Source organism: Bacillus cereus group sp. BfR-BA-01523, from assembly GCF_022662615.1.
Classification (GTDB): Bacteria; Bacillota; Bacilli; order Bacillales; family Bacillaceae_G; genus Bacillus_A; species Bacillus_A mycoides.
This window is the reverse complement of the sequence record NZ_JAKUDX010000003.1, coordinates 237,697-262,022: the sequence shown is the minus strand read 5'-3', so window position 1 is coordinate 262,022 and position 24,326 is coordinate 237,697. Positions and strand designations below refer to the sequence as shown.

The following is a 24,326-nucleotide window of genomic DNA, read 5'->3' as shown; positions in this document are numbered from 1 at the left end:
TGTGAAAAATTATAATAAAAAGTAATATATTGAATAGAAATGAATAAAAAATAAAGAAAAGGTTTAATTTCTATGAGTTTCGATTCTACCTCGTTTTTACGGTACATATAATTATAACAATGGTTCGTCCATATTTTATGGATGAAACCCTTGTTCTACAAATTTAAAAGTGGAGTCAGGGGGTAACAGGTTGGATAAAATTTATGTGTTAGATACGAATGTACTTTTGCAGGATCCTTTATCTATTTTTTCATTTGCAACAAATGAAGTAGTGATTCCAGCAGTTGTATTAGAAGAGGTTGATTCGAAAAAACGTTATATGGATGAAGTAGGACGAAATGCTCGCTATGTATCTAAGTTAATCGACAAATTTCGCGAAATAGGAAAGCTGCATGAAAGTATTCCGTTAGAAAACGGCGGTACATTTCGTATTGAATTAAATCATCGCTCGTTTGTTCAACTGCAAGATATTTTTGTAGAAAAAACAAATGATAATCGAATTTTAGCGGTAGCGAAAAACCTCTCTTTAGAAGAACAAGAAAAAGAGGACGGGAAATCAGTTATTTTAGTAAGTAAAGATGTACTCGTAAGGGTAAAAGCTGATGCAATCGGATTGCAGGCCGAAGATTATTTAAGTGACCGAGTAATCGAAGTGGAAAATATATATTCAGGATTTTTAGAAGGGTATATATCAAAAGAACAGTTAGATTATTTTTATGAAAAAGGTGAACTGCCTTTATCTGAAATCGCAAATCATCCTTTTTATCCAAATCAGTTTGTTGTAATGAAAGATGCACTAGGGGGTTCTAGTTCTGCACTTGGGATTGTGGATCATTTAGGTAAGAAGGTAAAAAAACTTATTTTTCACAATGAACAAGTGTGGGGGATACGCCCACGAAACGTGCAGCAAATTATGGGATTAGAATTGCTACTTCGGGAAGATATTCCACTTGTAACGTTAACAGGGAAAGCCGGTACAGGAAAAACGTTACTCGCATTAGCTTCGGGACTAATGCAAACGGAAGATTTAGGGTTATATAAAAAACTACTTGTCGCGAGACCAATTGTACCGGTAGGGAAAGATATAGGCTATTTACCAGGAGAGAAAGAGGAAAAATTAAGACCGTGGATGCAGCCGATTTTTGATAATCTAGAGTATTTATTCAATACGAAAAAGCCTGGGGAGCTAGATGCTATTTTAGCTGGGATGGGTTCGATTGAAGTAGAAGCGCTTACCTATATACGCGGGAGAAGTATTCCAGACCAATTCATTATAATTGACGAGGCACAAAATTTAACGAAGCATGAAGTAAAGACGATATTAACAAGGGTAGGCGAAAAAAGTAAGATTGTATTAATGGGGGATCCTCAGCAAATTGATCACCCGTATTTAGATGAATATAATAACGGTTTAACATATGTTGTAGAGAAGTTTAAAGAACAACGTATTAGTGGTCATGTAAAGTTTGTTAAAGGAGAGCGTTCTAATTTAGCACAACTAGCAGCGGATTTATTATAAAAAGGAGTGAGCTTAAGCTCACTCCTTTTTTGCCTTTTAATTATACAATTTAAATGATTGTAAATTTACGGATGTTACGAATCGGATTTTGTCTATTAGATCCATCATGGAAATATAGATGAACAGGCCCGTCTTCTCGTAATGGTTTACCTTCTTTTGAAAAACCGAGAATAGCTTTATGGGCTGTTTCTAACGGAAGTGTAATTGTATTGTCTGTGGTTGCAATTTCGACATGAGTAGCATCTTCTAAAATTTCAGCATTTTTTAGAAATGGATGAAGTGGTATGCCAAACGTCCCGTTAATAAGCTGTTCTTTTTTATATTTCTTTACACTTTGTTGTATTGGCGGGAAGGCAGCACCATCACGGATTTCGCGATCCCAATGCTCTGAAGTATGTTTTAAGTATGTTTCTAATTCGGATGATGCTTCTCTAGTTTCATCAAAGTAGGTTGTCAAATCTATTTTTCGATCATCGAAAATCCATACAGTTGGATCGATAGTGATTGGAAAACGAACTTTTCCATTAATAAATAAAATTTCGCTCATTGTTGTTCCCCCATTTGTGTTATACTCCCACTTTTCAGTATAATAGTATTAGGCACTGTTGTCACAAAAAATGTTTCTATTGCAATTTATTAAAACTATCGCTAATATTAATAGATATGAGAGAGTAGGACGGAAACGGAGGGAATCAATTTGGCGTCTGAGACAGTATCAAATCATCAGGAAAAGGCACTAGCCCTTCTACAAGCGGATGCAGAGAAGATTTTAAGACTTATTAAGGTACAAATGGACAATCTTACAATGCCGCAATGTCCATTATATGAAGAAGTTTTAGACACACAAATGTTTGGACTATCCCGCGAGGTCGATTTTGCGGTTCGCCTTGGTCTTATTGGAGAAGAACAAGGGAAAGCAATGTTAGGAGAGCTCGAACGTGAGTTGTCTGCACTTCATGAAGCATTTACAAACAAACAACAATAACGGGTTCAAATAAGGGGGCTCAAACTGAAATAGTTTGGGCTTTTTATTTGTATAATAAAGAAGGAAGAACCTATATACATATGGAATACAACAATAATTAAATTGAAACAGAAAGAGGAAATGAAATGAAAAAAGTATGGAAATCGATGGATTATTCCTTATTACTTCCTCTTGTTATCTTATGTGTGTTGGGAGTTATAATGGTATATAGTTCTAGTTCCATTGTTGCGATTTCGAGGCATAACTGGCCAGCAAATTACTTTTTTAAAAAACAATTAATTGCTTTAGCTATTGGAACGATAATGTTAGCGATTATCGTTGCTATTCCTTATAAGTTGTGGAGAAAGCGAATAGTTTTGATCGCAATGGGAATAGGGAGTATTGGTCTATTATCAGCAGCCTTGATTTTCGGTAAGGACGTAAATGGTGCAAAAGGATGGATATTAGGTATACAACCAGCTGAGTTTGTGAAAATAACGGTTATTATTACGTTAGCAAACTTTTTTGCTAAGAAACAAGAAACGCAAACAGCTTTTGTACAAGGGATAATTCCTCCTCTAGCTGTTGTTGGTGGAGCGATGGGATTAATTTTACTTCAAAATGACTTAGGTACCGATTTGTTAATTGCGGGAACGGTAGGAATTATGTTTCTTTGTTCGGGAGTCCGGATTAACTTATGGATTAAACGAATTGTTTTAACTTCTATAGTGTGGATTCCGGCACTATATTTTCTCGGAAATTATGCATTAAGCCCATATCAAAAGGCACGTTTTTCAGTTTTTCTTGATCCATTTAGCGATCCGCAAAAGGATGGATTCCAATTAATAAATTCATTTATTGGAATTGCTTCAGGAGAGCTAAACGGTAGAGGGTTAGGGAACAGTGTCCAAAAATATGGCTACTTACCAGAACCGCAAACAGATTTTATTATGGCAATTATATCTGAAGAGCTAGGTTTTATTGGTGTAGCTGTTATTTTGATTTGCTTGTTACTCATTATTATTCGTTCATTTAGAATTGCACAAAAGTGTAAAGATCCGTTTGGAAGTTTAATAGCTATCGGAATTGCAAGCTTGCTTGGAGTGCAAACTTTTATAAATGTCGGTGGTATGTCTGGGTTAATACCGCTTACAGGAGTACCATTACCGTTTGTAAGTTATGGTGGTAGTTCTTTATTGGCTAATTTACTTGCAATGGGTATACTGTTAAATATTGCTAGTCATGTAAAACGACAAGAGAAATTACAGAATGAAATGAATACAGAAATAGGGCAAGGTGGACCGCATCTTGTTGTTGTAAAATAAAAAACACATTGAGCTCTAGAGTTCAATGTGTTTTTTATTTTGTTAGGTTTTAAATGTGATACAATATTGATTGTTTTAAAATGAAAAGTATATTACATTTAAGTGAATGTGATATACAATATTGTTGTTAGAAAAGGAAGAGGTATGCTATACTATTTTTGTGAAACAAATTGATCAGAAAACTTATCATTTGTTGAAAAATAAGGTATGATGGATAAAAATAAAGTGAAGCTTTCTAAGTATAATATAATGTAGAAAGTGAAGAACTTCACGCTCTTTAGAGTGTGTATGTATTTTATCTCTAGAGTGGTAGGAAAATAGAGGGGGAAAATCATGACAAAGCTGCAACGTATTCAAAAAGTATTGGTAGCTAACCGTGGAGAGATAGCAATTCGTGTGTTCCGAGCATGTTCAGAACTTGGATTAAACACAGTTGCAATCTATTCTAAAGAGGATAGCGGTTCTTATCATCGCTATAAAGCCGATGAGTCCTATTTAGTTGGGGAAGGAAAAAAGCCAATTGATGCTTATCTAGATATTGAAGGCATTATTGAGATTGCGAAAAGTAATCATGTAGATGCAATCCACCCTGGATATGGTTTCTTGTCAGAAAATATTCAATTTGCAAAACGTTGTGAAGAAGAAGGGATTATCTTTATCGGTCCAAAAAGTAAGCATTTAGACATGTTTGGAGATAAAGTTAAAGCAAGAACACAAGCGCAGCTAGCACAAATTCCAATTATTCCTGGTAGTGATGGTCCAGTAAATTCAATAGAAGAAGTTGAAGAATTTGCTGAAAAGTATGATTACCCGATTATTATTAAAGCATCCCTTGGTGGCGGCGGTCGCGGTATGCGTATTGTACGTGCTAGTGAAGAATTAAGAGAATCGTATAATCGCGCGAAATCAGAAGCAAAAGCAGCCTTTGGTAATGATGAAGTGTACGTTGAAAAATTCGTTGAAAAACCTAAACATATAGAAGTACAAATTTTAGCAGATGAAGAAGGTAATGTTGTTCATTTGTATGAGCGTGATTGCTCTGTACAACGACGCCATCAAAAAGTAGTTGAAATTGCACCGAGCGTGTCGCTTTCAGATGATTTGCGTCAGCGTATTTGTGATGCTGCAGTAAAGTTAACGAAAAATGTAAATTATTTAAATGCTGGAACGGTAGAATTCCTTGTAAAAGGTGATGAGTTTTACTTCATTGAAGTAAACCCACGTGTTCAAGTTGAACATACGATTACAGAGATGATTACAGGAGTGGATATCGTTCAATCGCAAATTTTAATAGCTGATGGACATGCATTACATAGCAAAATGGTAGGTGTTCCTAAGCAAGAGGAAGTGGTTGTGCATGGATTTGCAATCCAATCTCGTGTAACGACAGAAGACCCACTTAATAACTTTATGCCGGATACAGGAAAGATTATGGCATACCGATCAGGCGGTGGTTTTGGTGTTCGTCTTGATACAGGTAATAGTTTCCAAGGTGCAGTTATTACACCATACTACGATTCTTTACTTGTAAAAGTTACTACTTGGGCACTTACTTTTGAACAAGCCGCTGCAAAAATGGAACGTAACTTAAAAGAATTCCGTATTCGTGGTATTAAAACAAATATTCCATTCCTAGAGAATGTAGTAAAACATAAAAACTTCTTATCAGGAGAATATGACACTTCATTTATTGACGCGTCACCTGAACTATTCTTGTTCCCGAAACGTAAAGACCGCGGAACAAAAATGTTAAATTATATTGGTACAGTAACAGTAAATGGCTTCCCAGGAGTAGGGAAAAAAGAGAAACCAATTTTCCCAGATGCTCGTATACCAAATGTGATACACTCAGAGCCAATGCAAAATGGAACGAAACAAATTTTGGATGAGCGTGGAGCGGATGGATTAGTAAAGTGGGTACAAGATCAAAAGCGTGTACTTTTAACTGATACAACATTCCGTGATGCACATCAGTCATTACTTGCAACTCGTGTTCGTACAAAAGATTTACATCACATTGCAGAGCCGACAGCGAGAATGTTACCAAACTTATTCTCAGCGGAAATGTGGGGCGGTGCAACGTTTGATGTTGCGTATCGTTTCTTGAAAGAAGATCCATGGGAACGATTACTAGATCTTCGTGAAAAAATGCCAAACGTTTTATTCCAAATGTTACTTCGCTCTTCAAACGCAGTAGGTTACAAAAACTATCCAGATAATTTAATTCAAAAATTTGTGGAATGTTCTGCTCAAGCTGGAATTGATGTGTTCCGTATTTTTGATAGCTTAAACTGGGTAGAAGGCATGAGAGTTGCAATTGATGCTGTACGAGATACTGGTAAAATTGCAGAAGCAACAATGTGTTACACAGGAGACATTCATGATCCGTTACGCAGTAAATATGATTTAAATTATTATAAAAATTTAGCAAAAGAGTTGGAAGCATCAGGAGCTCACATTTTAGGAATTAAAGATATGGCGGGCTTACTAAAGCCAAACGCAGCATATGATTTAGTTTCAGCATTAAAAGAGACGGTGTCGATTCCAATTCACCTGCATACACACGATACGAGCGGAAATGGTATTTTAACGTATACGAAGGCAATTGAAGCAGGTGTTGATATTGTCGATGTAGCGGTGAGTTCAATGGCTGGTCAAACGTCACAACCAAGTGCGAATACACTATACTATGCGTTAGGTGGAAACGAAAGACAACCAGATGTTAATATAGACTCATTAGAAAAACTATCTCATTATTGGGAAGATGTACGAAAATACTATGCTCCATTTGAAAGTGGTATGAATGCTCCTCACACAGAGGTATATATGCATGAAATGCCGGGTGGACAGTATAGTAATCTTCAACAACAAGCAAAAGCGGTTGGCTTAGGAGATCGCTTTGATGAAGTTAAAGTGATGTATCGCCGTGTTAATGATATGTTTGGCGATATTGTAAAAGTAACACCATCATCTAAAGTTGTCGGTGATATGGCATTATTTATGGTTCAAAATCACCTAACAGAACAAGATATTTTAGAACGTGGACATGCTATGGACTTCCCAGGATCTGTTGTTGAAATGTTCTCTGGAGATTTAGGACAACCATATGGTGGTTTCCCGAAAGAATTACAAAAAATTATTTTAAAAGGGAAAGAGCCATTAACAGTAAGACCGGGTGAATTATTAGAACCAGTAGATTTCGATGCTTTAAAAGAAGAGTTATTCCACAAACTTGGACGCGAAGTAACAATTTTTGATGTAGTCGCATATGCATTGTATCCAAAAGTATTTATGGACTACGAAAAAGTTGCTGGGATTTATGGAAATGTGTCTGTACTTGATACACCGACATTCTTCTATGGTATGAGACTTGGTGAAGAAATTGATGTGGAAATCGAGCAAGGTAAAACATTGATGGTTAAACTAGTTTCCATTGGGGAGCCACAGCCAGATGGAAATCGTGTGCTTTACCTGGAGTTTAATGGACAACCGCGTGAAATCGTAGTGAAAGATGAAAACGTGAAATCAACTGTTGCACAGCGTGTGAAGGGGAATCGTGAAAATCCAAATCATATTAGCGCAACGATGCCGGGAACTGTTATTAAAGTAGTTGTAAAAGAAGGCGATGAAGTGAAAAAAGGTGATTCCATGGCAATTACAGAAGCTATGAAAATGGAAACGACGGTTCAAGCGCCATTTAGTGGTAAAGTGAAAAAAGTATATGTAAATGATGGGGATGCAATTCAAACGGGAGATTTACTCATTGAATTAGATCATTAAAATAAAGAAAAAGAGCTGTGCGAAAGCAGCTCTTTTTTGTGTGTAAATAATACCTTGCCGAATTGGCAAGGTATTATAGTTTTACTTATACTTTATTTTGTTTGCTTAGAAGTTGATTCAGTTTCTTTTGCATTGACTGTACTTCTTGTACCTATCATAACTAAATAGCATAGTACAGCAAACAGGCAAGAAATGAAGAGCGAATGTAATAATGCCATTGCTAAACTAGCATTTGTAAATACGACCAAAATCCCTACTATAGCTTGAAGTGTAACAAGGATAAATGAAATAATCCATCCCCAGTATACTACACGCTGCTGCTTGTAATGGCGAATAGCGATAATCATCGCATATAGTATCCAAGCGAAAATTAACATCGCTGCAACTCTATGTCCCATTTGAACCCACTCATGTAGTTGAGTTGGCATAGGTCTACTTTTGCTACATAAAGGGAAGTCTGGACAGGCTAAGGTAGCTCGTTCGTGACGTACTAAAGCTCCTGTGTAGACAACGATATAACTGTAAATTGTTACACCATAAATATGAAATTTCATTTTTTTGTCCATAATAAGTGAACGTGCATCAAATTTCTGATCAATTTCAAAAATAAGACACGTTAACAAGATGACAGAAGCAAATGAAATTAAGGAAATACCGAAATGAATAGCTAATACAGCAGGCATTTGACCCCAAACAACCGCCGCCGCCCCCATTAATGCTTGTGCAACTAAAAATACGAAGGATAAAATTGCTAACGTCTTTGTTTCGCGCACATGTTTATAATATTTCCAGGACAAGATACAAAGAAGAGTAACAAGGATTCCGGCTGATCCAGATGTTAAGCGGTGACTTAGCTCAATAATGGTCTCCATTGATAAATTAGATGGAACAAATTCACCGTTACAAAGAGGCCATGATTTGCCGCATCCTTGGCCTGAACCCGTTTTTGTAACTAAAGCGCCTCCTAGTAAAACTACTAATAAATCGAGACTTGTAATGACTGCTAACCATTTAATAAAGCGTTGCAATCTCTTTCACCATCTTTCTGCTATGAAGTTATTGCGAAATATTTTCATTCCATTATGTATAGAATAAAACGTGCTACAGTCCTATGATATATAAAAAATAATAAAATAGCAAAGAAATGGAGGGCGAGGACAACGTACGTATTATAAAGAAAAAAATGGGATTTAAAATACATATTTTAGGAGGAATTCAGGCTATTTTGAAAAGAAATGGGGAGAATACATGCTAAATATGACAAAATAGTTTATTATAGAAGATAACATCATGTTATGATAAGGATAAATTAGAATAAAGTTTTTTAATGTTCGACACAAAAAGTTCATGTTTTCTTCACAAAATGTTCGGGAAATGTGATTTAATATATTGGAGTATGGGCGTAGATTAGTAGTAGAATGGGTTAACAATATTTCTACTGTAATAATATTGCTATATAGAAGCGAAATATTTCACATGAAATATATGCTTAGAAAGATGATAGGTTTAAGAGGGGGTTAAAGTGATGAACCATGCAACAAGTGAGCTGCATGATGAGTCAGCTGTTTCAATTGTACCGGAAACAACTCGGTTACAAGATTTATCAGCGCTCGTTAAAATGGGGATTGTAAACTCAAATACACTTACTGTATTTACAGGATTTTGGTTGGCTTTACATTTTAATGGATTGAGTGTTATGGACAATCTAGATAAGTTATTTTTCACAATCGTTGGTTCGGCATTAATTATGGCAGGGGTATGTTGTTTAAATAACTACATTGACCGAGATATCGATCCATTAATGGAAAGAACAAAAAACCGTCCAACGGTAACAGGTAAATATAAACCTGGCTTTGCACTTGCATTTGGACTTGTAATTTTACTTCTTGGCTTTGTATTTTTATTACTTACTACACCGATGGCAGTGTTAATCTCATTTATTGGTGCCTTCACATATGTTGTTTTATATACGTTATGGACGAAGAGAAAATATACGTTAAATACTGTTGTAGGTAGTATATCAGGAGCAGTTCCACCTTTAATTGGATGGGCGGCAATTGATCCGTCTTTAAATCATCCAATTGCTTGGATGTTATTTTTAATTATGTTTATTTGGCAAATCCCACATTTCCTCGCATTAGCGATGAAGCGTGTTGATGAATATCGAAATGCAGGAATCCCAATGCTTCCTGTTGTACAGGGATTTGATATTACGAAACGTCAGATTATGATTTGGACAGTATGTTTATTACCACTACCATTTTATATGAGTGGACTTGGAATAACATTCATGGTAATTGCAACATTGCTTAACATCGGATGGATCGCATTAGGGCTTTATGGCTTCCGTCAGCAAGATGACATCAAGTGGTCCGTAAAAATGTTTGTTTATTCCCTGAATTACTTAACAATCTTATTTGTGTCAATGATTGTAGTTACATTCTTCTAAGACAACGACATGATTGGATTTCTTTACGTTGAGATTTACTTTACTTAACTATAAAGTACAATCTAATTCACAAAGAAAGTGGGGGTTGTTTGTATGAAGAAACAGTGGCGACTGCTTTCGTTCGTTTCACTGCTGGCTTTACTGTTAGGGGGATGCGGTAAAGCTTTTCAGTCTACTTTAATTCCGCAAGGGGAAGTAGCAAAAATGCAATATGATTTGCTCTTACTAGCGAGTGCAATCATGGTAGGAGTAGTACTTGTAGTTACTATTATTTTCTTATATGTAATTGTGCGTTTCCGACAAAAAAAGGGTGAGGAAGATTATATTCCAGAGCAAGTTGAAGGAAATCACAAACTAGAAATTATATGGACAGTCATTCCGATTATTCTTTTGTTAATCTTGGCTGTTCCGACTGTTACATATACATTCAAGCTTGCTGATGTAAGTGCGATGGAGAAAAAGAATATTGATAAAGATACTATCGTTGTTGATGTAACAGCGAATCTTTATTGGTGGGAATTTTCTTATAAATCAGAAAAAATAGTAACTTCTCAAGATTTAGTTATCCCCACAGGTAAGAAAGTGTATTTGAATTTGAAGGGTGCCGATATTAAACATTCGTTTTGGGTTCCATCTTTAGCTGGGAAAATGGATACAAATACAGATAATGTAAACAAAATGTGGTTAAAGGCAGATAAATCGGGCACTTATAATGGTTTTTGTACAGAATTTTGTGGCCCATCACATTCTTTAATGCAGTTCAAAGTGAAAGCTCTGGATGAAAGCGAGTACAAAAAGTGGCTTGCTGACATGAAGAAGATTGATGGAAAAAAAGAAGTAGCTTCTACAAAGGCGCAAGAGGGTCAAGAAATATTTAATAAAAGCTGTATTGGTTGTCATGCAGTTGGATCAAATGATAGTAGACCACCTTCTGCTCGTATCGCACCGAACTTAGCAAACTTCGCAGATCGCGATATGGTTGCTGGTATTGCCGAAAATAATGAAGAGAACTTAAAAAAATGGCTCAAAGATCCTGAAAATATGAAACCAGGTAATAAAATGACTGGTAAATATGGCAACTTAACGGATGATCAAATTAATGCATTAAATGCATATTTACAAACGTTAAAGATTGAAAAATAAAGAGGGATCATTTGCGAAGGGGAGGTTGAAAACGTGAGTTCTGTAGCAAAAAAACAGGGGATGGGTGCTGTCATATGGGATTATTTAACGACAGTAGACCATAAAAAGATTGCCATTCTCTATTTAATTGCAGGTGGATTGTTTTTTGTAATAGGTGGAATAGAAGCACTATTTATTCGCCTGCAGTTAGCGATTCCTAACAATGCTTTTCTTGTTGGGGATGCTTATAATCAAGTATTAACGATGCACGGTACAACAATGATTTTCCTCGCAGCTATGCCACTCGTGTTTGCATTTATGAACGCCGCTGTACCACTTCAAATTGGAGCACGTGATGTGGCGTTCCCGTTTTTGAATTCGCTCGGATTTTGGTTATTTTTCTTTGGTGGATTATTTTTAAATTTAAGTTGGTTTTTAGGAGGAGCGCCTGATGCAGGGTGGACATCGTATGCATCTTTAGCTTTAGCCTCTAAAGGACATGGTGTTGATTTTTATGTACTCGGCTTGCAAATATCAGGTATTGGTACATTAATTGGAGGTATTAACTTCCTTGTTACAATTATTAATATGCGCGCGCCAGGGATGACGTACATGCGCATGCCGATGTTTACATGGACAACATTTGTAACATCTTCACTTATTTTATTTGCATTTCCACCATTAACTGTAGGATTAGGACTTTTAATGTTAGATCGTTTATTTGGCACAAGTTTCTTTAATCCGGCACTAGGTGGGAACACGATTATATGGGAGCATTTATTCTGGATCTTCGGTCATCCGGAAGTATACATTCTTATACTCCCAGCTTTCGGAATATTCTCAGAAATCTTCGCCACATTTTCGAAAAAACGATTATTCGGTTATTCCTCTATGGTGTTCGCGACAGTATTAATAGGGTTTTTAGGATTTATGGTATGGGCGCATCATATGTTTACTGTTGGTCTTGGGCCTGTTGCAAATGCTATCTTCTCGGTTGCAACAATGGCGATTGCAGTTCCAACGGGTATTAAAATATTTAACTGGCTCTTTACAATGTGGGGTGGAAGTATTAGGTTTACAACACCAATGATGTGGGCGGTAGCTTTTATTCCATCCTTCGTTATGGGTGGAGTTACAGGTGTTATGCTTGCTTCTGCACCAGCTGATTATCAGTTTCATGATAACTATTTCGTAGTAGCACACTTTCATTATGTAATTGTTGGTGGTGTTGTATTTGGTTTACTTGCAGGTGCGCATTATTATTGGCCACTTATGTTTAATAAAGTATTAAATGAAACATTAGGTAAGATAACATTTTGGTTATTCTTTATCGGTTTCCATTTAACGTTCTTTATTCAGCATTTCCTAGGTCTAATCGGTATGCCGCGTCGTTACTACACATATCTTGAGGGCCAAGGGTTGGAAATGGGGAATATGATTAGTTCTATCGGAGCTGTGTTTATGGCTCTTGGAACGATTGTTCTTTTATTCAATGTAATAAAAACAACGGTATCAAAAGAGAAGGCTGGCCGTGATCCATGGGATGGACGTACATTAGAATGGACAATGCCAGCACCTACACCGGAATACAATTTTAAACAATTGCCATTTGTTCGCGGGTTAGATCCGTTTTGGATTGAAAAACGTGAAGGTAATAAAGAGATGACAGCAGCGGAACCAGTTGGTGATATTCATATGCCAAATGCTTCATTTTCACCATTTATCATTTCTCTAGGCTTATTCATAGCAGCATTCGGTGCGATGTATATGCAGGGTGGCAAAGATAAATTTTGGTTATTAGTAGCGATTATCGGTTTAATCATTACGTTTGGTACAATGTTCCTTCGTTCAGTAATTGATGATCATGGATATCATATTCATAAGGAAGATTTAGATGATAAGGGGGGCAAGGCGTAATGCATGTAGATGAGAAATTAACGAATGAAACATTTCCAGCAGAGCCTGAAAAAGCAACCCTTGAGGGGAAAAATAAGTTTGTTGGTTTTTGGTTATTTCTTGGAGGCGAAACAGTGTTGTTCGCTTCCTTATTTGGCACATATTTAGCGTTAAAGAACTCTACAAATGGTGGACCAACATCTCAAGAGATGTTTCAAATGCCACTCGTTTTCATTATGACGATGCTTTTGTTAACAAGTAGTTTAACGAGTGTATACGCAATGTATCATATGAAAAATTTTAACTTTAAGAAAATGCAACTTTGGTTACTTGTAACAGTGTTGCTTGGCTTAGGATTTTTGGGGTTTGAAATATATGAGTTTTATCATTATACGCATGAATTTAAGCATACTATGAGAAGTAGTGCATTTGGTTCTGCATTTTATGCTCTTGTTGGTACACACGGGCTCCACGTGTTGTTTGGATTATGTTGGATTTTAACATTAATCTTTAGAAACGCGAAGAGAGGCTTAAATTTATACAACGCACCAAAGTTTTATGTTGCATCAATTTATTGGCACTTTATTGACGTAGTTTGGGTGTTTATTTTCACTGTAGTATATTTGATGGGAATGGTGGGATAAACAATGGCGGTTAAGCAAACGAATAATCCTAAGGTGGATCTTGTTTATCGGAAGAGAAAAAGTGCAGAGGAAATGAAGCACCAAGTTGTTACATTTTCACTAATGATTTTTTTAACATTAGTTGCATTTGCAGCGGTGGCATATCCGAAAACATTTAGCCCGATTTTTTCGGTTCCATTTATATTATTGTTAGCAGTCATTCAAGTTATATTTCAGTTATATTATTTCATGCATATGAGTCATAAAGGGCATGAAGCGGCGAGTTTCTTCTTGTACTCTGGATTGTTAATTGGTTTATTAACAATATTAGCCTTTATGACAATTGTGTGGATTTAAACAGTGATAGTAGGGGGCTCTGATATATCAAAGCCCTCTTTTTATATGAAATATAAGAATTTTGAAAAGGTAGGTGTGGAAATGGAAAACTTATGGGTATTTGGTTTTCAAGCTTTATGGAGTCCAATTTTTTTATTATTTATGATCTCGATTCTTATTAGTTATTTTTTAATTATTGGACCGTATAGAACGCGATTTGAAAATGCGACGAAGGTAAGTAAGAAGCAAATTTTTTATTTTACGACCGGGATTGTTCTTTTGTATGTTGTAAAGGGAGGACCTATTGATTTAATTGGTCATATCATATTTAGTGCACATATGTTTGAGATGGCAGTAATGTATATTGCGGTGCCTCCGTTATTACTGCTTGGTATACCTGTTTGGTTATATCGTTATATTACTTCTTTTAAGTTCGTTCAAATTGTGATAAAGTTTTTTGCTAAGCCGCTTATTGCGTTGTTTGTATTTAATGGCCTGTTTTCCTTTTATCATTTGCCAATTGTTTTTGATGCAGTAAAACAAAGTCAAATAGCGCATCCTATTTGCCTTGCTATATTGTTTTTTGCAGCAATGATGATGTGGTGGCCGATGTTAAATCCACTGCCAGAATATCAAACTTTAAGTGATATTAAGAAGCTTGGTTACATGTTTGCTAATGGTATTTTATTAACGCCAGCTTGTGCGTTAATAATTTTTGCGACTGCACCATTATTTGCAACATATACAGATTCGGCCGCTTGGATGAAGGCAATGGAACTCTGTGTACCGGCGGGTACTTTATCAGATTTAAATATAACTGGACCAGAATTTTTACATTGGATGCCGGTAGTACAAGACCAGCAAACAGGTGGTATTATTATGAAAATTGTCCAGGAAATAGTGTACGGTACGATTATCGGTTATGTGTTCTTTAAATGGGCACGTAGAGAGCGTGAAAAGGATAAAGAGCAGCTGCAAGAGTTACCTCCTTATTTGCAGACGAAATAAAAACTAGCGCATCGTGTTAATGCGCTAGTTTTTTTGTTATTCAATAATTTGAAATTCTTTTAACTCTTTTTCAATATTTTGTAGGAGTTGTTCGCTTTTTTGAAGTACATTCGTTGGAAAAATCTCATCATCGCTATATTCAACGCCATGAGGATAATAATGTTTTCCTAATAAGGGTGGCAATAGTTTTACTTGAGCGTGTCTGCCGCCGATGTCACCTTCAACAGCAAATCCTTGTACACGTAAATAATAAATATCCTTTAATATTTCAAATTTATAATCATATGTAACGCGTTCGTAATCCCATTGTCCGGCAAGTACAAAATGATTGTTTTCCATAATCTCAGTTAAAAGAGTTAGATCAACGACTGCATCAGTAAAGTTTGTATTTGTAAATTGCATAGAATACCTCCTTATTTTAATGTTAGTTCATTATTTTTATAATAGTACGAATAATAAGAAAGTGCAATTCGTATTGCGAGAAAAGGGATAATCCAGACTTTTTTCGTGAAAATATGATATAGTGAAAAGAGTACGGTACACACAAAAAAAGGAAATAAAAGGATTTGTGTATATCTCGATTTTATGCTTTGTTCAGGAGGTATATCGTTTGAAGAAATTATTGCGTATCGTAATGATTACATTTTTAATTTTAGCTGTTGATTTATACGGGAAGTTACTCGTGTCACAATATATATTAACCCCATCTCACTCTAAGCAAGAAAATAAAATTGTGAAAAAAAAGAAGCAAGTAAATGAAGAATCCACAGACACTGTTTTAAATATGCTTGGCGGGGACTCTGAGAATTTATTAGCGAAGTGGGGCGAACCATCTCGAATAGAGCCGTCTGCTTATGGATATGAATGGTGGGTGTATAATCAAGATTTAGCTCAGTATGTTCAATTTGGAGTTGCTGAACGTAAAGTTGTAACGGCGTATGTTGCTGGTGAGCAAGTTAAGGTGGCTCCCTATTATATAAATGAAAAGTATGAAGAGGTATATAAAAAGAATCCACTTTCACATGAGATTTCATTAAAAAGAGGAAAGAATAGTTATCAATTTGAGTTATCTGATACGGAAGTAATGGAACAACCGCTAGTACCTGTAGAAGATGGATGGGCACAATTATACTTTGATCACTTTACACATGAGCTTGTTGGTCTTCGTTATATGGATGATGAAACGTTATTACGACAAAGACCATATCAACTTGTTTATTCAGGTGAATTAATAGCGGAACAGCCGCTGACGCCAGAAAAAATGAAGCAAGTAGAAAATGGAAATATGCAACAAATTCTCGATTTAACAAATATTATTCGGAGTCGTCATCAATTACCGTTGTTAACATTGGATCAACAAACTGCAGATGTTGCATTTGGCCATAGTAAAGATATGAAGGATAATAATTATTTTTCGCACGATTCACCTACTTTTGGTACGTTAGGAGATCGCTTGCAACGTGGGCAAGTGGCTTTTCAACTTGCTGGTGAGAATATAGCGGCGCAACATAGTGATGGAATTGCGGCGGTACAGGGTTGGTTAAATAGTGAGGGGCATAGAAAGAATTTATTAAACGAACAATTTACTGGATTAGGTGTTGGGGTATATGATAAATTTTATACTCAAAACTTTATCCGAAAATAAAATGAAACTTTAATCAGTAGGGGCATCCTTCATTGATTATTAGTCTTCACCAATCGGGCTTTAATTGTCCACAAATAGGAAGATAAAAAGGTGCATGAATCGTCTAAAAATAGGCGAACCATGTGCCTTTTTTTTCTTACAATATAGTAGATATACATGAAGAGGTGAGGATTATGCCAACAACAAAAGGGCCGTTACATCCATCGGTTCAACAGTTTAAAGAGTTTGTAAACCATCACCCTAAAATGGTTCATGAGGTTAGAGGTGGTCAAAAAACATGGCAGCAATTTTATGAAGAATGGTACTTACTTGGTGAAGAAGATCAAATATGGACAGCATATAGACCTGATGGAGCACCTGCTTTTTCTTCGGTAAAAGAAAATAAAGAAGAAAAAGAGAATCGAACAGAAGAGGAAAAAACTGCTGATGTGATGGGGCAAATGCTTTCTTTCTTTAAAAAGCTAGACGTAGAACAAATGCAACATCATTTAGCAAATGTAACGAGTGCGATTGGTAGCGTGCAACAAGTTATTCAACAATTTCAAGGAAACCGTGCGCAGCAAGAACAAAGTACTTCTGAAAATAATCCTTTTTTCTTTCAAAAGGATTAGGGGGAAAGAGAATGAGAGCAGAGCTTATGGAGTTTATAAAAGCTGATGAGGATTTAGCTCGCTATATTCGGGAACAGCCATACTGGTACCGGAAATTGACGCGTAACCCAGAAGAAAAAGAAGCTTTTGAGTTAGCTGCCATGCAGCATTTCAAAAAAACGATACCAGATAAAGTGGAAAAATTTCAAAATCAATTGGCCGTTGCTTCAATTATGATTGATATGTTCCAGTATATGAAGCAGCAAAATACGACGTAATTGGAAGGGAAAACTATGTCCGTTATGCAAAACTTTTGTTACAATAGAATCGGATTATTTAAAAAAGGAGTTGCAGCATGACGGAAATTTGTTTAGTACGACATGGACAAACTGATTGGAACTTTCAAGAGATTATTCAAGGGCGCGAAGATATTCCACTCAATGAAGTTGGGAAGAAGCAAGCGAGTCAAAGTGCAGCTGCCTTGCAAGCGGAATCGTGGGATATAATTATAAGTAGCCCGTTAATTAGAGCGCAAGAAACAGCTAAGGAAATTGCTGGGGCTATTGGATTACCATCTATTTTATTAGATGAGCGATTTATGGAACGTAATTTTGGGGAAGCTTCTGGGAAACCAGTTGCGGCCGTTAGAGAGTTAATTACAGAAGGTAATGTAGAAGGAATGGAACAGGATGAAGAAATCGTAGAGCGCTGTTTTACGGCTTTACAACAGGTTGCAGCAGCACATGGAGATAAACGTATTATCATTGTTGCGCATTCACATGCAATAAAAGCTATTTTACACGCAATTGCACCAAATGAAATTACATTTAAAACGCCGTTAAAAAACGCATGTATTAGCTACGTGAAAGAGAATAGCGGGAAATGGGATGTTCTTAAATATAATATTGCGGAGCATATTAGTGTATAAGAGTGCAAGGAGATTGTATGAAAAGTAATTAGAATCATATCTTTCTTTTAGGTGAGACACTTCAATTAGTAGTTCTGTTCCAAATGTGTTATGATGAATACTCGGAGGTGTCTCTCATGATTGTAGCGACGCTGGAAAGCGTATTGATTTTAGATAAGGCAGAGCAGCTTGCAAAAGCGATCATCTGTTCAGATATAGCAGAAGATTACCGTAAGTATTATAAGGATTTACAAGAAGATATAGAAGTCCAGACGCTAATTCAGCAATTTACAGCGATGAAAGAGCGATACGAAGAAGTGCAACGTTTTGGTAAATATCATCCTGATTATACTTTCGTTTCGACGAAAATGAGGGAATTAAAGCGTTCTGTAGATATGCATGATAAGGTTGCAACTTTTAAAAGAGCAGAAACAGCTTTACAGAAGTTATTAGATGAAGTTAGTGTAGCAATTGGTTCTGAGGTATCTTCTTCCGTTAAAGTTCCAACAGGAAATCCGTTTTTTGATGCGGGTGGCTGTGGCGGTGGTTGTGGTACCGGAGGCGGTTGTGGTTGTAAAAAAACGGGGTAATTTACCCCGTTTTTTAGAATATAGAAGAAAACGTATACAGAGTTTGTTCTTTAATGTCATAAATTTATGATTGGTTTTCATAAAATATAAGAATATAAGTTTTTAAAAGGAGAAGATGGAGAAGATTATGTTCGGGCAACGACAAAGTATGATTGTTTATTTACATTCATTGAAACATGCCAAGATTTTAAGGAAATATGGTAACATTCATTACATATCAAAACGTTTGAAATATGCCGTTGTATATTGTGATATGGAACAAATTGAGCATATGATGCAAAAATTGAATAAACTTCCTTTTGTAAAAAAAGTAGAACAGTCGTATCGCCCATTTTTAAAAACGGAATTCGAAAATTCGCGTCCTGATCGGGCAAAAGAATACGATTATAGCTAAGTAAAAAAATCCCCTGCTAAATTTAGTAGGGGATTTTTTACTTGAAATAACGTGTTATTTCATTGGAGGAATGAAATTGTTCATTCGTAAAATACCAATTAGATGATTAAAAAATAGTTCTTTTTCAGGGAAAGTTGTTGATGGTTTTACAGTAAAGGGAGTAACTTTTTTCCCTATTTGTTCCGCCATTTCTTCAAATAAAACGACACGTTTACTTTTTTTATTTTCAAGTACAGGAATGCCTTCACGACATATGTATAATGGTTGGAAATCACCAGTAGTTGTCGGTTTTAGTATTACAACAAGTGAACACACTTTTTTTTCGTTTTTTACAGTTTCGAATTGTAACATATGTGTTACACGTTCTTGGTTTGTTTTGGCAATTTCAAGTAATTCATATAAGTCAGAGTAGCCTTCTCCGAGTTCTATAAAGCGTTGAATCATATTTTTTCCTCCTCTTTCTTTTACTGTACCACCTCACTTTTTAAATGAAAAGTAGACAAATAAAAAAACCCTGCAAAGCAGGGCCCTTCTAATACTAGTATGTACTACTAGTAAGAAGGCAAAGGGAGAGGAGAAACCGGAGGAAGAACTTATGGGGAAACGTAAGTCTTCTCCGCGGTTGGCAACAACATCGAAAATGATGTTGTTATATTTATTTATGTCCAATCTAAAATGAAGATATACATAATGAAATTAAAATTTATGTTAGGCTTTTTATTTTTCTTTTTTTTATTTTATGATAGGATAAAAAAGGTAAAGTGGAACTGATGTACATAGAGGGTTGTTGCTTGCAAATAGTGAAATGGATATGAAAGAAATAGCGAGCGATTATTTTAACTGAGGTTTTCAATTAGTGAAATAACAGATTAATGAAAAAATGTATGAAATAGTATGAATCGGTAGCGGTTACCGAATTGAAATGAATTTGCAGTAATCGCTCTATAGATTGAAATAAAGGTAGTGACAACAGATGAGAGTAGTTTCAGGAAAATGTAAAGGGCACCCACTTAAAGCGGTACCTGGTAATACAACGCGTCCAACGACAGATAAAGTGAAAGAATCTATTTTTAATATGATAGGTCCTTATTATGATGGTGGTATCGCTCTTGATTTATTTGGTGGTAGCGGTGGTCTTGGAATTGAGGCCATAAGTAGAGGGATTGATAAAGCGATTTTTGTTGACCGAGATAGTAAAGCGATAAAAGTCATTCATCAAAATTTAGAAAGCTGTAGACTACAAGAACAAGCTGAAGTGTACCGAAATGATGCAGAGCGTGCGGTAAAGGCGCTTATAAAGCGTGAAATATCATTCGATCTTATACTAATAGACCCTCCATATAAAGCTCAAAAAATTGTGTCTTTAGTTAGTGTAATGGATCAACATGGATTGTTAAATAAAGATGGCATCATTATGGCAGAGCATGGGGATGACGTGGTTTTACCTGATTCTATAGGAGAACTTGTAAAAGTACGGGCAGAAAACTACGGGATTACAGCAATTTCGATTTATAAGTATGAAGGTGAGGGGACAGAATGACAAGTATAGCTATTTCTTCAGGGAGTTTTGATCCAATTACCCTTGGACATTTGGATATTATTAAAAGGGGAGCAAAAGTATTTGATGAAGTATATGTAGTTGTTTTAAACAATTCATCAAAAAAACCATTCTTTTCGGTAGAAGAACGCCTAGAGTTAATTCGAGAGGCGACAAAGGATATTCCGAATGTAAAAGTTGATTCACATAGTGGATTATTGGTGGAATATGCAAAAATGCGTAATGCAAATGCAATATTACGTGGTTTACGAGCAGTTTCTGATTTTGAATATGAGATGCAAATTACTTCAATGAATCGAAAACTAGACGAAAGTATCGAAACCTTCTTCATTATGACAAATAATCAATATTCATTTTTAAGTTCAAGTATTGTGAAAGAAGTTGCGAGATATGGTGGGAGTGTAGTAGACCTTGTTCCTCCGATTGTAGAGCGTGCTTTAAAAGAAAAGTTTAAAACCCCGTTAAAGTGAACGGGGTTTTTCTTTATGAATGCGTAAAAATAATAAGATGACATACAAATATAAACAAAATAAGGTGAAGATTGGTCCGTAGTGTATAAATGATGTCCAAATATCAGTTAGTGTATAAGAATGATTCAATAAAAATACGGGAAGATCTTCTTGCGTAGGCGAGAAAGAATGAACTTTTTCATAAAATGGTCCCCAAAATATAAAAGTGAAAATAGGAGCGAGAATACTTTGGATAATTCGAGCTAAAAAATATGGTTTAAAGCGGATATCTGTCTCCGCTAATATGCTTGCTACTTGTGCCTGAATAGAAAGACCGCTAAATGCTAAAATGAAGCTTGTTACCATCGCTTGTTGAAGAAGTGTTGATTCATTAATTTGACTAATCATTTGGCTTCCGAGCGTCATTTCAAAAATACCGGATAATATCGGAATACTAAATTGGGATGTAAGTTGGAAGAATGATAAAATATGTTGCATAATAAAAGAAAGCGCTTCTGTAATTTTGAAAACAGTAATCATTTTATTTAAAACAGAGAATAAAATAATAAACCCACCAATCATGAGCAATGTTTGAATAGAAGAAACGATAGCGTCACCGAGTAGTTTTCCGATTGGTCTTTTTTCTTGCATACGTGTTTGGTGGAGGATGGAAAAAGGGTTTTGAAAGGCACGCTTTTGATTCGTATGTTTGTCTTTTATGTAAGTATCGTTATTACCATAAAAGCGCATAAGTAATCCGACGATAAGGTTACTTATATAATGTGCTGCTGCTAATACGAGTCCTAATTTCGGATTATTGAAAAAACCAATAGAAACCGCTCCGAAAATAAAAAGTGGATTAGAAGAATTTGTGAAAGATACGAGTCGTTCCGCTTCAATTTGTGTTAGTTGATTGCTCTTGCGTAGTCTAGCGCTTAATTTGGCGCCAGCGGGGAATCCTGAAGCCATTCCCATTGCCCAAACAAATCCGCCTACCCCTGGAACACGAAACAGTGGACGCATTAGTGGTTCTAATATAACACCGATAAATTTTACAATACCAATACTGATTAGAAGTTCCGCAATGATGAAAAACGGTAGTAGTGAAGGGAATACAACTTCCCACCATATATTTAACCCGCGAATTGAAGCTTGCAAAGCATCTTGGGGGTGAAGTACAAGAGAAAAGGTTAAAAACAACATTGATATGGTAAGAAAAGCAGTTTTCCATTTTTCGTACATGTAAGAAAATCCCCCTTTGTCCCAAAAACGTTCATTTCAGTATACGTGGATATGTGGTGAATTTAGACCATAAGTATGAAAAAGGAATGAAAAAAATTAAAGGGTGAGAAAAATGAAGGAACCAAAAATCGGTTTAGCGCTTGGATCCGGAGGTGCAAAAGGTTTTGCTCACATAGGGGTAATAAAAGTGTTAAGGGAAGCTGGCATCCCTATTCACATGATAGCAGGTAGTAGTATAGGAGCATTAATTGGTACATTTTATGCAGCGAGTTGTGACGTTGAAAGACTGTATAGATTGGCAGCTGTTTTCAAAAGGAAATATTATTTGGATTTTACAGTTCCTAAAATGGGATTTATTGCTGGAAAACGTATTAAAGATATGATTAAAATGTTTACATATAATAAAAATTTAGAAGAGTTAGATATCCCGACAGCTGTTGTGGCTACTGACATTTTGAAGGGGGAGAAAGTTGTTTTTACAAGTGGTCCGATTGCGGAGGCGGTTCGAGCTAGTATATCTGTACCAGGGGTGTTTGTTCCAGAAAAAATAGATGGCCGCTTATTAGTGGATGGAGGGGTAATTGACCGTATTCCCGTATCGGTTGTAAAAGATTTAGGTGCTGATATTGTTATTGCTGTTGATGTATCTCCAATTAAGGTGAATGGAGAGGTTACATCGATTTATGATGTAATTATGCAAAGTATTGAAATTATGCAACATGAACTTGTGATGAATCGGCAAATAGCATCAGATTTAATGATGCGGCCAGCAGTGGAACAATTTAGTTCGCGTGCTTTTACACATATTGAAGACATTATTAGGGTCGGAGAAGTGGAAGCGGAACAACATATTTCAAACATTTATTTACTAATTGAGCAGTGGAAGGAGAAACATAATGTTTAAGCGTTTTCGGTTTATATATGCAATTTTAATAGGGGTTATATTGGCGATGCTACTTGTTTATGTGCGCTTGCCGTATTATGTGACAAAACCAGGTATGGCCGCGAAATTAGCGCCGTACGTGCAAGTTGACGGTGGAACTAAAGAGTCTGGTGATTTCATGCTTGTCACTGTCTCAATGGGACCTGCTAATGTGGTGAACTTAATAGCCGCGCAATTTAATAAATATACACACGTTTCGAAGGCGGAAGAAATATTGCAAAAAGGCGAGAGTGATGAAGCATATCAATTTCGCCAAAATTATGCAATGAAAGATTCGCAAAATGCAGCAATCTATAATGCTTATAAACGTGCAAATCGCTCTGTTTCTTTTGAAAATAAAGGTGTACTAGTTGCTGGTGTAGCAAAGGGTATGCCGTCAGAGGGAAAGCTTAAGCTTGGAGATGTTATTATAGCTGTCGATGGAAAAATATTCGACAAGACGGAACAATTTATTGAGTATATGACAGGGAAAAAAGAAGGGGACACAGTAAATATTGAATACAAGCGGGGCGGAAAACAGTTTAAAGAAAATTTAAATGTAAAGACGATCCCTAATGGGAATGGACGCGTCGGTATAGGGGTCTCTATCGTTACGGAAAGAGAGTTAGTAGTAGACCCGAAAGTGAAAATCGATTCCCATGAAATCGGCGGTCCATCAGCGGGGTTAATGTTTACACTAGAAATTTATAATCAGCTCGTTGAAGAAGATTTAACAAACGGACATGAAATAGCTGGAACAGGTACAATCAATGATAAAGGAGAAATTGGTCCAATTGGTGGTATTCAGCAAAAAGTAGTAGCTGCTAGTGATGCGGGAGCTGAAGTGTTTTTTGCGCCAAATGAAAAAGGTGTAGAGAAATCGAATTATAAAGATGCTCTTGAAGCTGCGAAAGATATTAAAACGAAGATGAAAATTGTACCGGTGGACACACTGGATGATGCATTAACTTATTTGGAAAAAATGGGTAAAACAAAGTAAACCTCTC

The 24,326-nt window shown here is 36.1% G+C and carries 25 protein-coding genes; 20 read left to right on the top strand and 5 right to left on the bottom strand.

What is annotated here, in order from left to right:
* Nucleotides 1-190: 190 nt before the first annotated feature.
* On the top strand, nt 191-1,519 hold the full coding sequence (locus MR066_RS09590; RefSeq protein WP_002088317.1) for a PhoH family protein: 1,329 nt from the start codon (nt 191-193) through the stop codon (nt 1,517-1,519).
* A 49-nt stretch (nt 1,520-1,568) separates the two neighbouring features.
* Here MR066_RS09590 and MR066_RS09585 read toward each other — a convergent pair whose 3' ends face one another.
* Nucleotides 1,569-2,066 carry a molybdopterin-binding protein gene (locus MR066_RS09585; protein ID WP_002142965.1) on the bottom strand — a complete coding sequence of 166 codons (498 nt, stop codon included), beginning with the start codon at nt 2,064-2,066 and terminating at the stop codon, nt 1,569-1,571.
* 150 nt (nt 2,067-2,216) lie between these two features.
* On the opposite strand from MR066_RS09585, the gene MR066_RS09580 reads away from it, so the two are divergent.
* From MR066_RS09580 to pyc, 3 genes are all read left to right on the top strand, one after another.
* Entirely contained in the window at nt 2,217-2,504 is a 288-nt protein-coding gene (locus tag MR066_RS09580; protein WP_002088314.1) for an Fpa/YlaN family protein, read from the top strand.
* A 125-nt stretch (nt 2,505-2,629) separates the two neighbouring features.
* Entirely contained in the window at nt 2,630-3,808 is a 1,179-nt protein-coding gene (ftsW, locus tag MR066_RS09575) for a putative lipid II flippase FtsW (RefSeq protein ID WP_002138114.1), read from the top strand.
* A 333-nt stretch (nt 3,809-4,141) separates the two neighbouring features.
* Nucleotides 4,142-7,588 carry a pyruvate carboxylase gene (pyc, locus tag MR066_RS09570; protein WP_012261618.1) on the top strand — a complete coding sequence of 1,149 codons (3,447 nt, stop codon included), beginning with the start codon at nt 4,142-4,144 and terminating at the stop codon, nt 7,586-7,588.
* Between the two features lie 92 nt (nt 7,589-7,680).
* On the opposite strand, the gene ctaA is transcribed toward pyc, so the two are convergent.
* Nucleotides 7,681-8,616, bottom strand: coding sequence for a heme A synthase (gene ctaA / locus MR066_RS09565; RefSeq protein WP_002088309.1), 936 nt, complete (start codon nt 8,614-8,616; stop codon nt 7,681-7,683).
* Between the two features lie 497 nt (nt 8,617-9,113).
* On the opposite strand from ctaA, the gene cyoE reads away from it, so the two are divergent.
* The 6 genes from cyoE to ctaG all read left to right on the top strand — a co-directional run bounded on the left by cyoE (nt 9,114) and on the right by ctaG (nt 15,022).
* On the top strand, nt 9,114-10,037 hold the full coding sequence (cyoE, locus tag MR066_RS09560) for a heme o synthase (RefSeq protein WP_002142959.1): 924 nt from the start codon (nt 9,114-9,116) through the stop codon (nt 10,035-10,037).
* Between the two features lie 93 nt (nt 10,038-10,130).
* Nucleotides 10,131-11,180, top strand: coding sequence for a cytochrome c oxidase subunit II (gene coxB, locus MR066_RS09555; protein ID WP_002088304.1), 1,050 nt, complete (start codon nt 10,131-10,133; stop codon nt 11,178-11,180).
* Nucleotides 11,181-11,240: 60 nt separating this feature from the next.
* Nucleotides 11,241-13,076, top strand: coding sequence for a cytochrome c oxidase subunit I (ctaD, locus tag MR066_RS09550; RefSeq protein WP_002014777.1), 1,836 nt, complete (start codon nt 11,241-11,243; stop codon nt 13,074-13,076).
* Entirely contained in the window at nt 13,076-13,699 is a 624-nt protein-coding gene (gene ctaE / locus MR066_RS09545; RefSeq protein ID WP_000557861.1) for a cytochrome c oxidase subunit III, read from the top strand. The genes ctaD and ctaE overlap by 1 nt, the downstream gene beginning before the upstream one ends.
* Nucleotides 13,700-13,702: 3 nt before the next feature.
* Nucleotides 13,703-14,035: a cytochrome c oxidase subunit IVB gene (gene ctaF / locus MR066_RS09540; protein WP_002014776.1), complete on the top strand. Its 333-nt coding sequence runs from the start codon at nt 13,703-13,705 to the stop codon at nt 14,033-14,035.
* An 81-nt stretch (nt 14,036-14,116) separates the two neighbouring features.
* A complete protein-coding gene (gene ctaG / locus MR066_RS09535) occupies nt 14,117-15,022 on the top strand; it encodes a cytochrome c oxidase assembly factor CtaG (protein ID WP_012261616.1) in 906 nt (301 codons plus the stop codon).
* Nucleotides 15,023-15,058: 36 nt separating this feature from the next.
* Here the strand turns inward: ctaG and MR066_RS09530 are convergent, their stop codons facing one another.
* Nucleotides 15,059-15,424 (bottom strand): YugN family protein, encoded by a 366-nt coding sequence (locus tag MR066_RS09530; protein WP_242246923.1) that lies wholly within the window; start codon nt 15,422-15,424, stop codon nt 15,059-15,061.
* A 208-nt stretch (nt 15,425-15,632) separates the two neighbouring features.
* On the opposite strand from MR066_RS09530, the gene MR066_RS09525 reads away from it, so the two are divergent.
* From MR066_RS09525 to MR066_RS09500, 6 genes are all read left to right on the top strand, one after another.
* On the top strand, nt 15,633-16,667 hold the full coding sequence (locus tag MR066_RS09525; RefSeq protein ID WP_002142956.1) for a CAP domain-containing protein: 1,035 nt from the start codon (nt 15,633-15,635) through the stop codon (nt 16,665-16,667).
* Nucleotides 16,668-16,840: 173 nt separating this feature from the next.
* Nucleotides 16,841-17,278, top strand: coding sequence for a YlbD family protein (gene ylbD / locus MR066_RS09520; protein ID WP_002014771.1), 438 nt, complete (start codon nt 16,841-16,843; stop codon nt 17,276-17,278).
* 11 nt (nt 17,279-17,289) lie between these two features.
* Nucleotides 17,290-17,535 carry a YlbE-like family protein gene (locus MR066_RS09515; protein ID WP_002014770.1) on the top strand — a complete coding sequence of 82 codons (246 nt, stop codon included), beginning with the start codon at nt 17,290-17,292 and terminating at the stop codon, nt 17,533-17,535.
* Between the two features lie 77 nt (nt 17,536-17,612).
* Nucleotides 17,613-18,185, top strand: coding sequence for a histidine phosphatase family protein (locus tag MR066_RS09510; RefSeq protein WP_002014767.1), 573 nt, complete (start codon nt 17,613-17,615; stop codon nt 18,183-18,185).
* 116 nt (nt 18,186-18,301) lie between these two features.
* Nucleotides 18,302-18,754, top strand: a complete 453-nt coding sequence (locus MR066_RS09505) for a YlbF/YmcA family competence regulator (RefSeq protein ID WP_002014765.1) — start codon at nt 18,302-18,304, stop codon at nt 18,752-18,754.
* Nucleotides 18,755-18,881: 127 nt separating this feature from the next.
* A complete protein-coding gene (locus MR066_RS09500; protein ID WP_002088292.1) occupies nt 18,882-19,148 on the top strand; it encodes a YlbG family protein in 267 nt (88 codons plus the stop codon).
* A gap of 54 nt (nt 19,149-19,202) precedes the next feature.
* Here MR066_RS09500 and MR066_RS09495 read toward each other — a convergent pair whose 3' ends face one another.
* Nucleotides 19,203-19,592, bottom strand: coding sequence for a DUF7147 family protein (locus tag MR066_RS09495; RefSeq protein ID WP_002014762.1), 390 nt, complete (start codon nt 19,590-19,592; stop codon nt 19,203-19,205).
* 529 nt (nt 19,593-20,121) lie between these two features.
* On the opposite strand from MR066_RS09495, the gene rsmD reads away from it, so the two are divergent.
* Both rsmD and coaD read left to right on the top strand, forming a co-directional pair.
* Nucleotides 20,122-20,688 (top strand): 16S rRNA (guanine(966)-N(2))-methyltransferase RsmD, encoded by a 567-nt coding sequence (gene rsmD, locus MR066_RS09490; protein WP_001266992.1) that lies wholly within the window; start codon nt 20,122-20,124, stop codon nt 20,686-20,688.
* Complete coding sequence (gene coaD / locus MR066_RS09485; RefSeq protein ID WP_002142952.1) at nt 20,685-21,176, top strand: pantetheine-phosphate adenylyltransferase; 492 nt, start codon at nt 20,685-20,687, stop codon at nt 21,174-21,176. The genes rsmD and coaD overlap by 4 nt, the downstream gene beginning before the upstream one ends.
* Here the strand turns inward: coaD and ylbJ are convergent.
* The gene (gene ylbJ, locus MR066_RS09480) at nt 21,168-22,397 is read right to left on the bottom strand and encodes a sporulation integral membrane protein YlbJ (protein ID WP_012261614.1); all 1,230 of its coding nucleotides are present in this window, start codon (nt 22,395-22,397) and stop codon (nt 21,168-21,170) included. The two genes, coaD and ylbJ, sit on opposite strands and share 9 nt — an antisense overlap.
* Before the next feature lie 112 nt (nt 22,398-22,509).
* Here ylbJ and MR066_RS09475 point away from each other — a divergent pair, with 112 nt between their 5' ends.
* Both MR066_RS09475 and MR066_RS09470 read left to right on the top strand, forming a co-directional pair.
* On the top strand, nt 22,510-23,301 hold the full coding sequence (locus tag MR066_RS09475; RefSeq protein WP_002138096.1) for a patatin-like phospholipase family protein: 792 nt from the start codon (nt 22,510-22,512) through the stop codon (nt 23,299-23,301).
* Nucleotides 23,294-24,319, top strand: a complete 1,026-nt coding sequence (locus MR066_RS09470) for a SepM family pheromone-processing serine protease (RefSeq protein WP_242246922.1) — start codon at nt 23,294-23,296, stop codon at nt 24,317-24,319. The genes MR066_RS09475 and MR066_RS09470 overlap by 8 nt, the downstream gene beginning before the upstream one ends.
* Nucleotides 24,320-24,326 lie beyond the last annotated feature (7 nt).

Coding starts and splice junctions, on each gene's coding strand:
- MR066_RS09500 (WP_002088292.1), top strand. CDS start 18,882: ATGTTCGGGCAACGACAAAGTATGATTGTTTATTTACATTCATTGAAA.
- MR066_RS09495 (WP_002014762.1), bottom strand. CDS start 19,592: ATGATTCAACGCTTTATAGAACTCGGAGAAGGCTACTCTGACTTATAT.
- ctaE (WP_000557861.1), top strand. CDS start 13,076: ATGCATGTAGATGAGAAATTAACGAATGAAACATTTCCAGCAGAGCCT.
- MR066_RS09515 (WP_002014770.1), top strand. CDS start 17,290: ATGAGAGCAGAGCTTATGGAGTTTATAAAAGCTGATGAGGATTTAGCT.
- MR066_RS09510 (WP_002014767.1), top strand. CDS start 17,613: ATGACGGAAATTTGTTTAGTACGACATGGACAAACTGATTGGAACTTT.
- ctaF (WP_002014776.1), top strand. CDS start 13,703: ATGGCGGTTAAGCAAACGAATAATCCTAAGGTGGATCTTGTTTATCGG.
- MR066_RS09475 (WP_002138096.1), top strand. CDS start 22,510: ATGAAGGAACCAAAAATCGGTTTAGCGCTTGGATCCGGAGGTGCAAAA.
- ctaD (WP_002014777.1), top strand. CDS start 11,241: ATGGGTGCTGTCATATGGGATTATTTAACGACAGTAGACCATAAAAAG.
- pyc (WP_012261618.1), top strand. CDS start 4,142: ATGACAAAGCTGCAACGTATTCAAAAAGTATTGGTAGCTAACCGTGGA.
- MR066_RS09585 (WP_002142965.1), bottom strand. CDS start 2,066: ATGAGCGAAATTTTATTTATTAATGGAAAAGTTCGTTTTCCAATCACT.
- coaD (WP_002142952.1), top strand. CDS start 20,685: ATGACAAGTATAGCTATTTCTTCAGGGAGTTTTGATCCAATTACCCTT.
- MR066_RS09530 (WP_242246923.1), bottom strand. CDS start 15,424: ATGCAATTTACAAATACAAACTTTACTGATGCAGTCGTTGATCTAACT.
- ylbJ (WP_012261614.1), bottom strand. CDS start 22,397: ATGTACGAAAAATGGAAAACTGCTTTTCTTACCATATCAATGTTGTTT.
- MR066_RS09470 (WP_242246922.1), top strand. CDS start 23,294: ATGTTTAAGCGTTTTCGGTTTATATATGCAATTTTAATAGGGGTTATA.
- rsmD (WP_001266992.1), top strand. CDS start 20,122: ATGAGAGTAGTTTCAGGAAAATGTAAAGGGCACCCACTTAAAGCGGTA.
- ctaG (WP_012261616.1), top strand. CDS start 14,117: ATGGAAAACTTATGGGTATTTGGTTTTCAAGCTTTATGGAGTCCAATT.
- ftsW (WP_002138114.1), top strand. CDS start 2,630: ATGAAAAAAGTATGGAAATCGATGGATTATTCCTTATTACTTCCTCTT.
- MR066_RS09505 (WP_002014765.1), top strand. CDS start 18,302: ATGATTGTAGCGACGCTGGAAAGCGTATTGATTTTAGATAAGGCAGAG.
- ylbD (WP_002014771.1), top strand. CDS start 16,841: ATGCCAACAACAAAAGGGCCGTTACATCCATCGGTTCAACAGTTTAAA.
- coxB (WP_002088304.1), top strand. CDS start 10,131: ATGAAGAAACAGTGGCGACTGCTTTCGTTCGTTTCACTGCTGGCTTTA.
- cyoE (WP_002142959.1), top strand. CDS start 9,114: ATGAACCATGCAACAAGTGAGCTGCATGATGAGTCAGCTGTTTCAATT.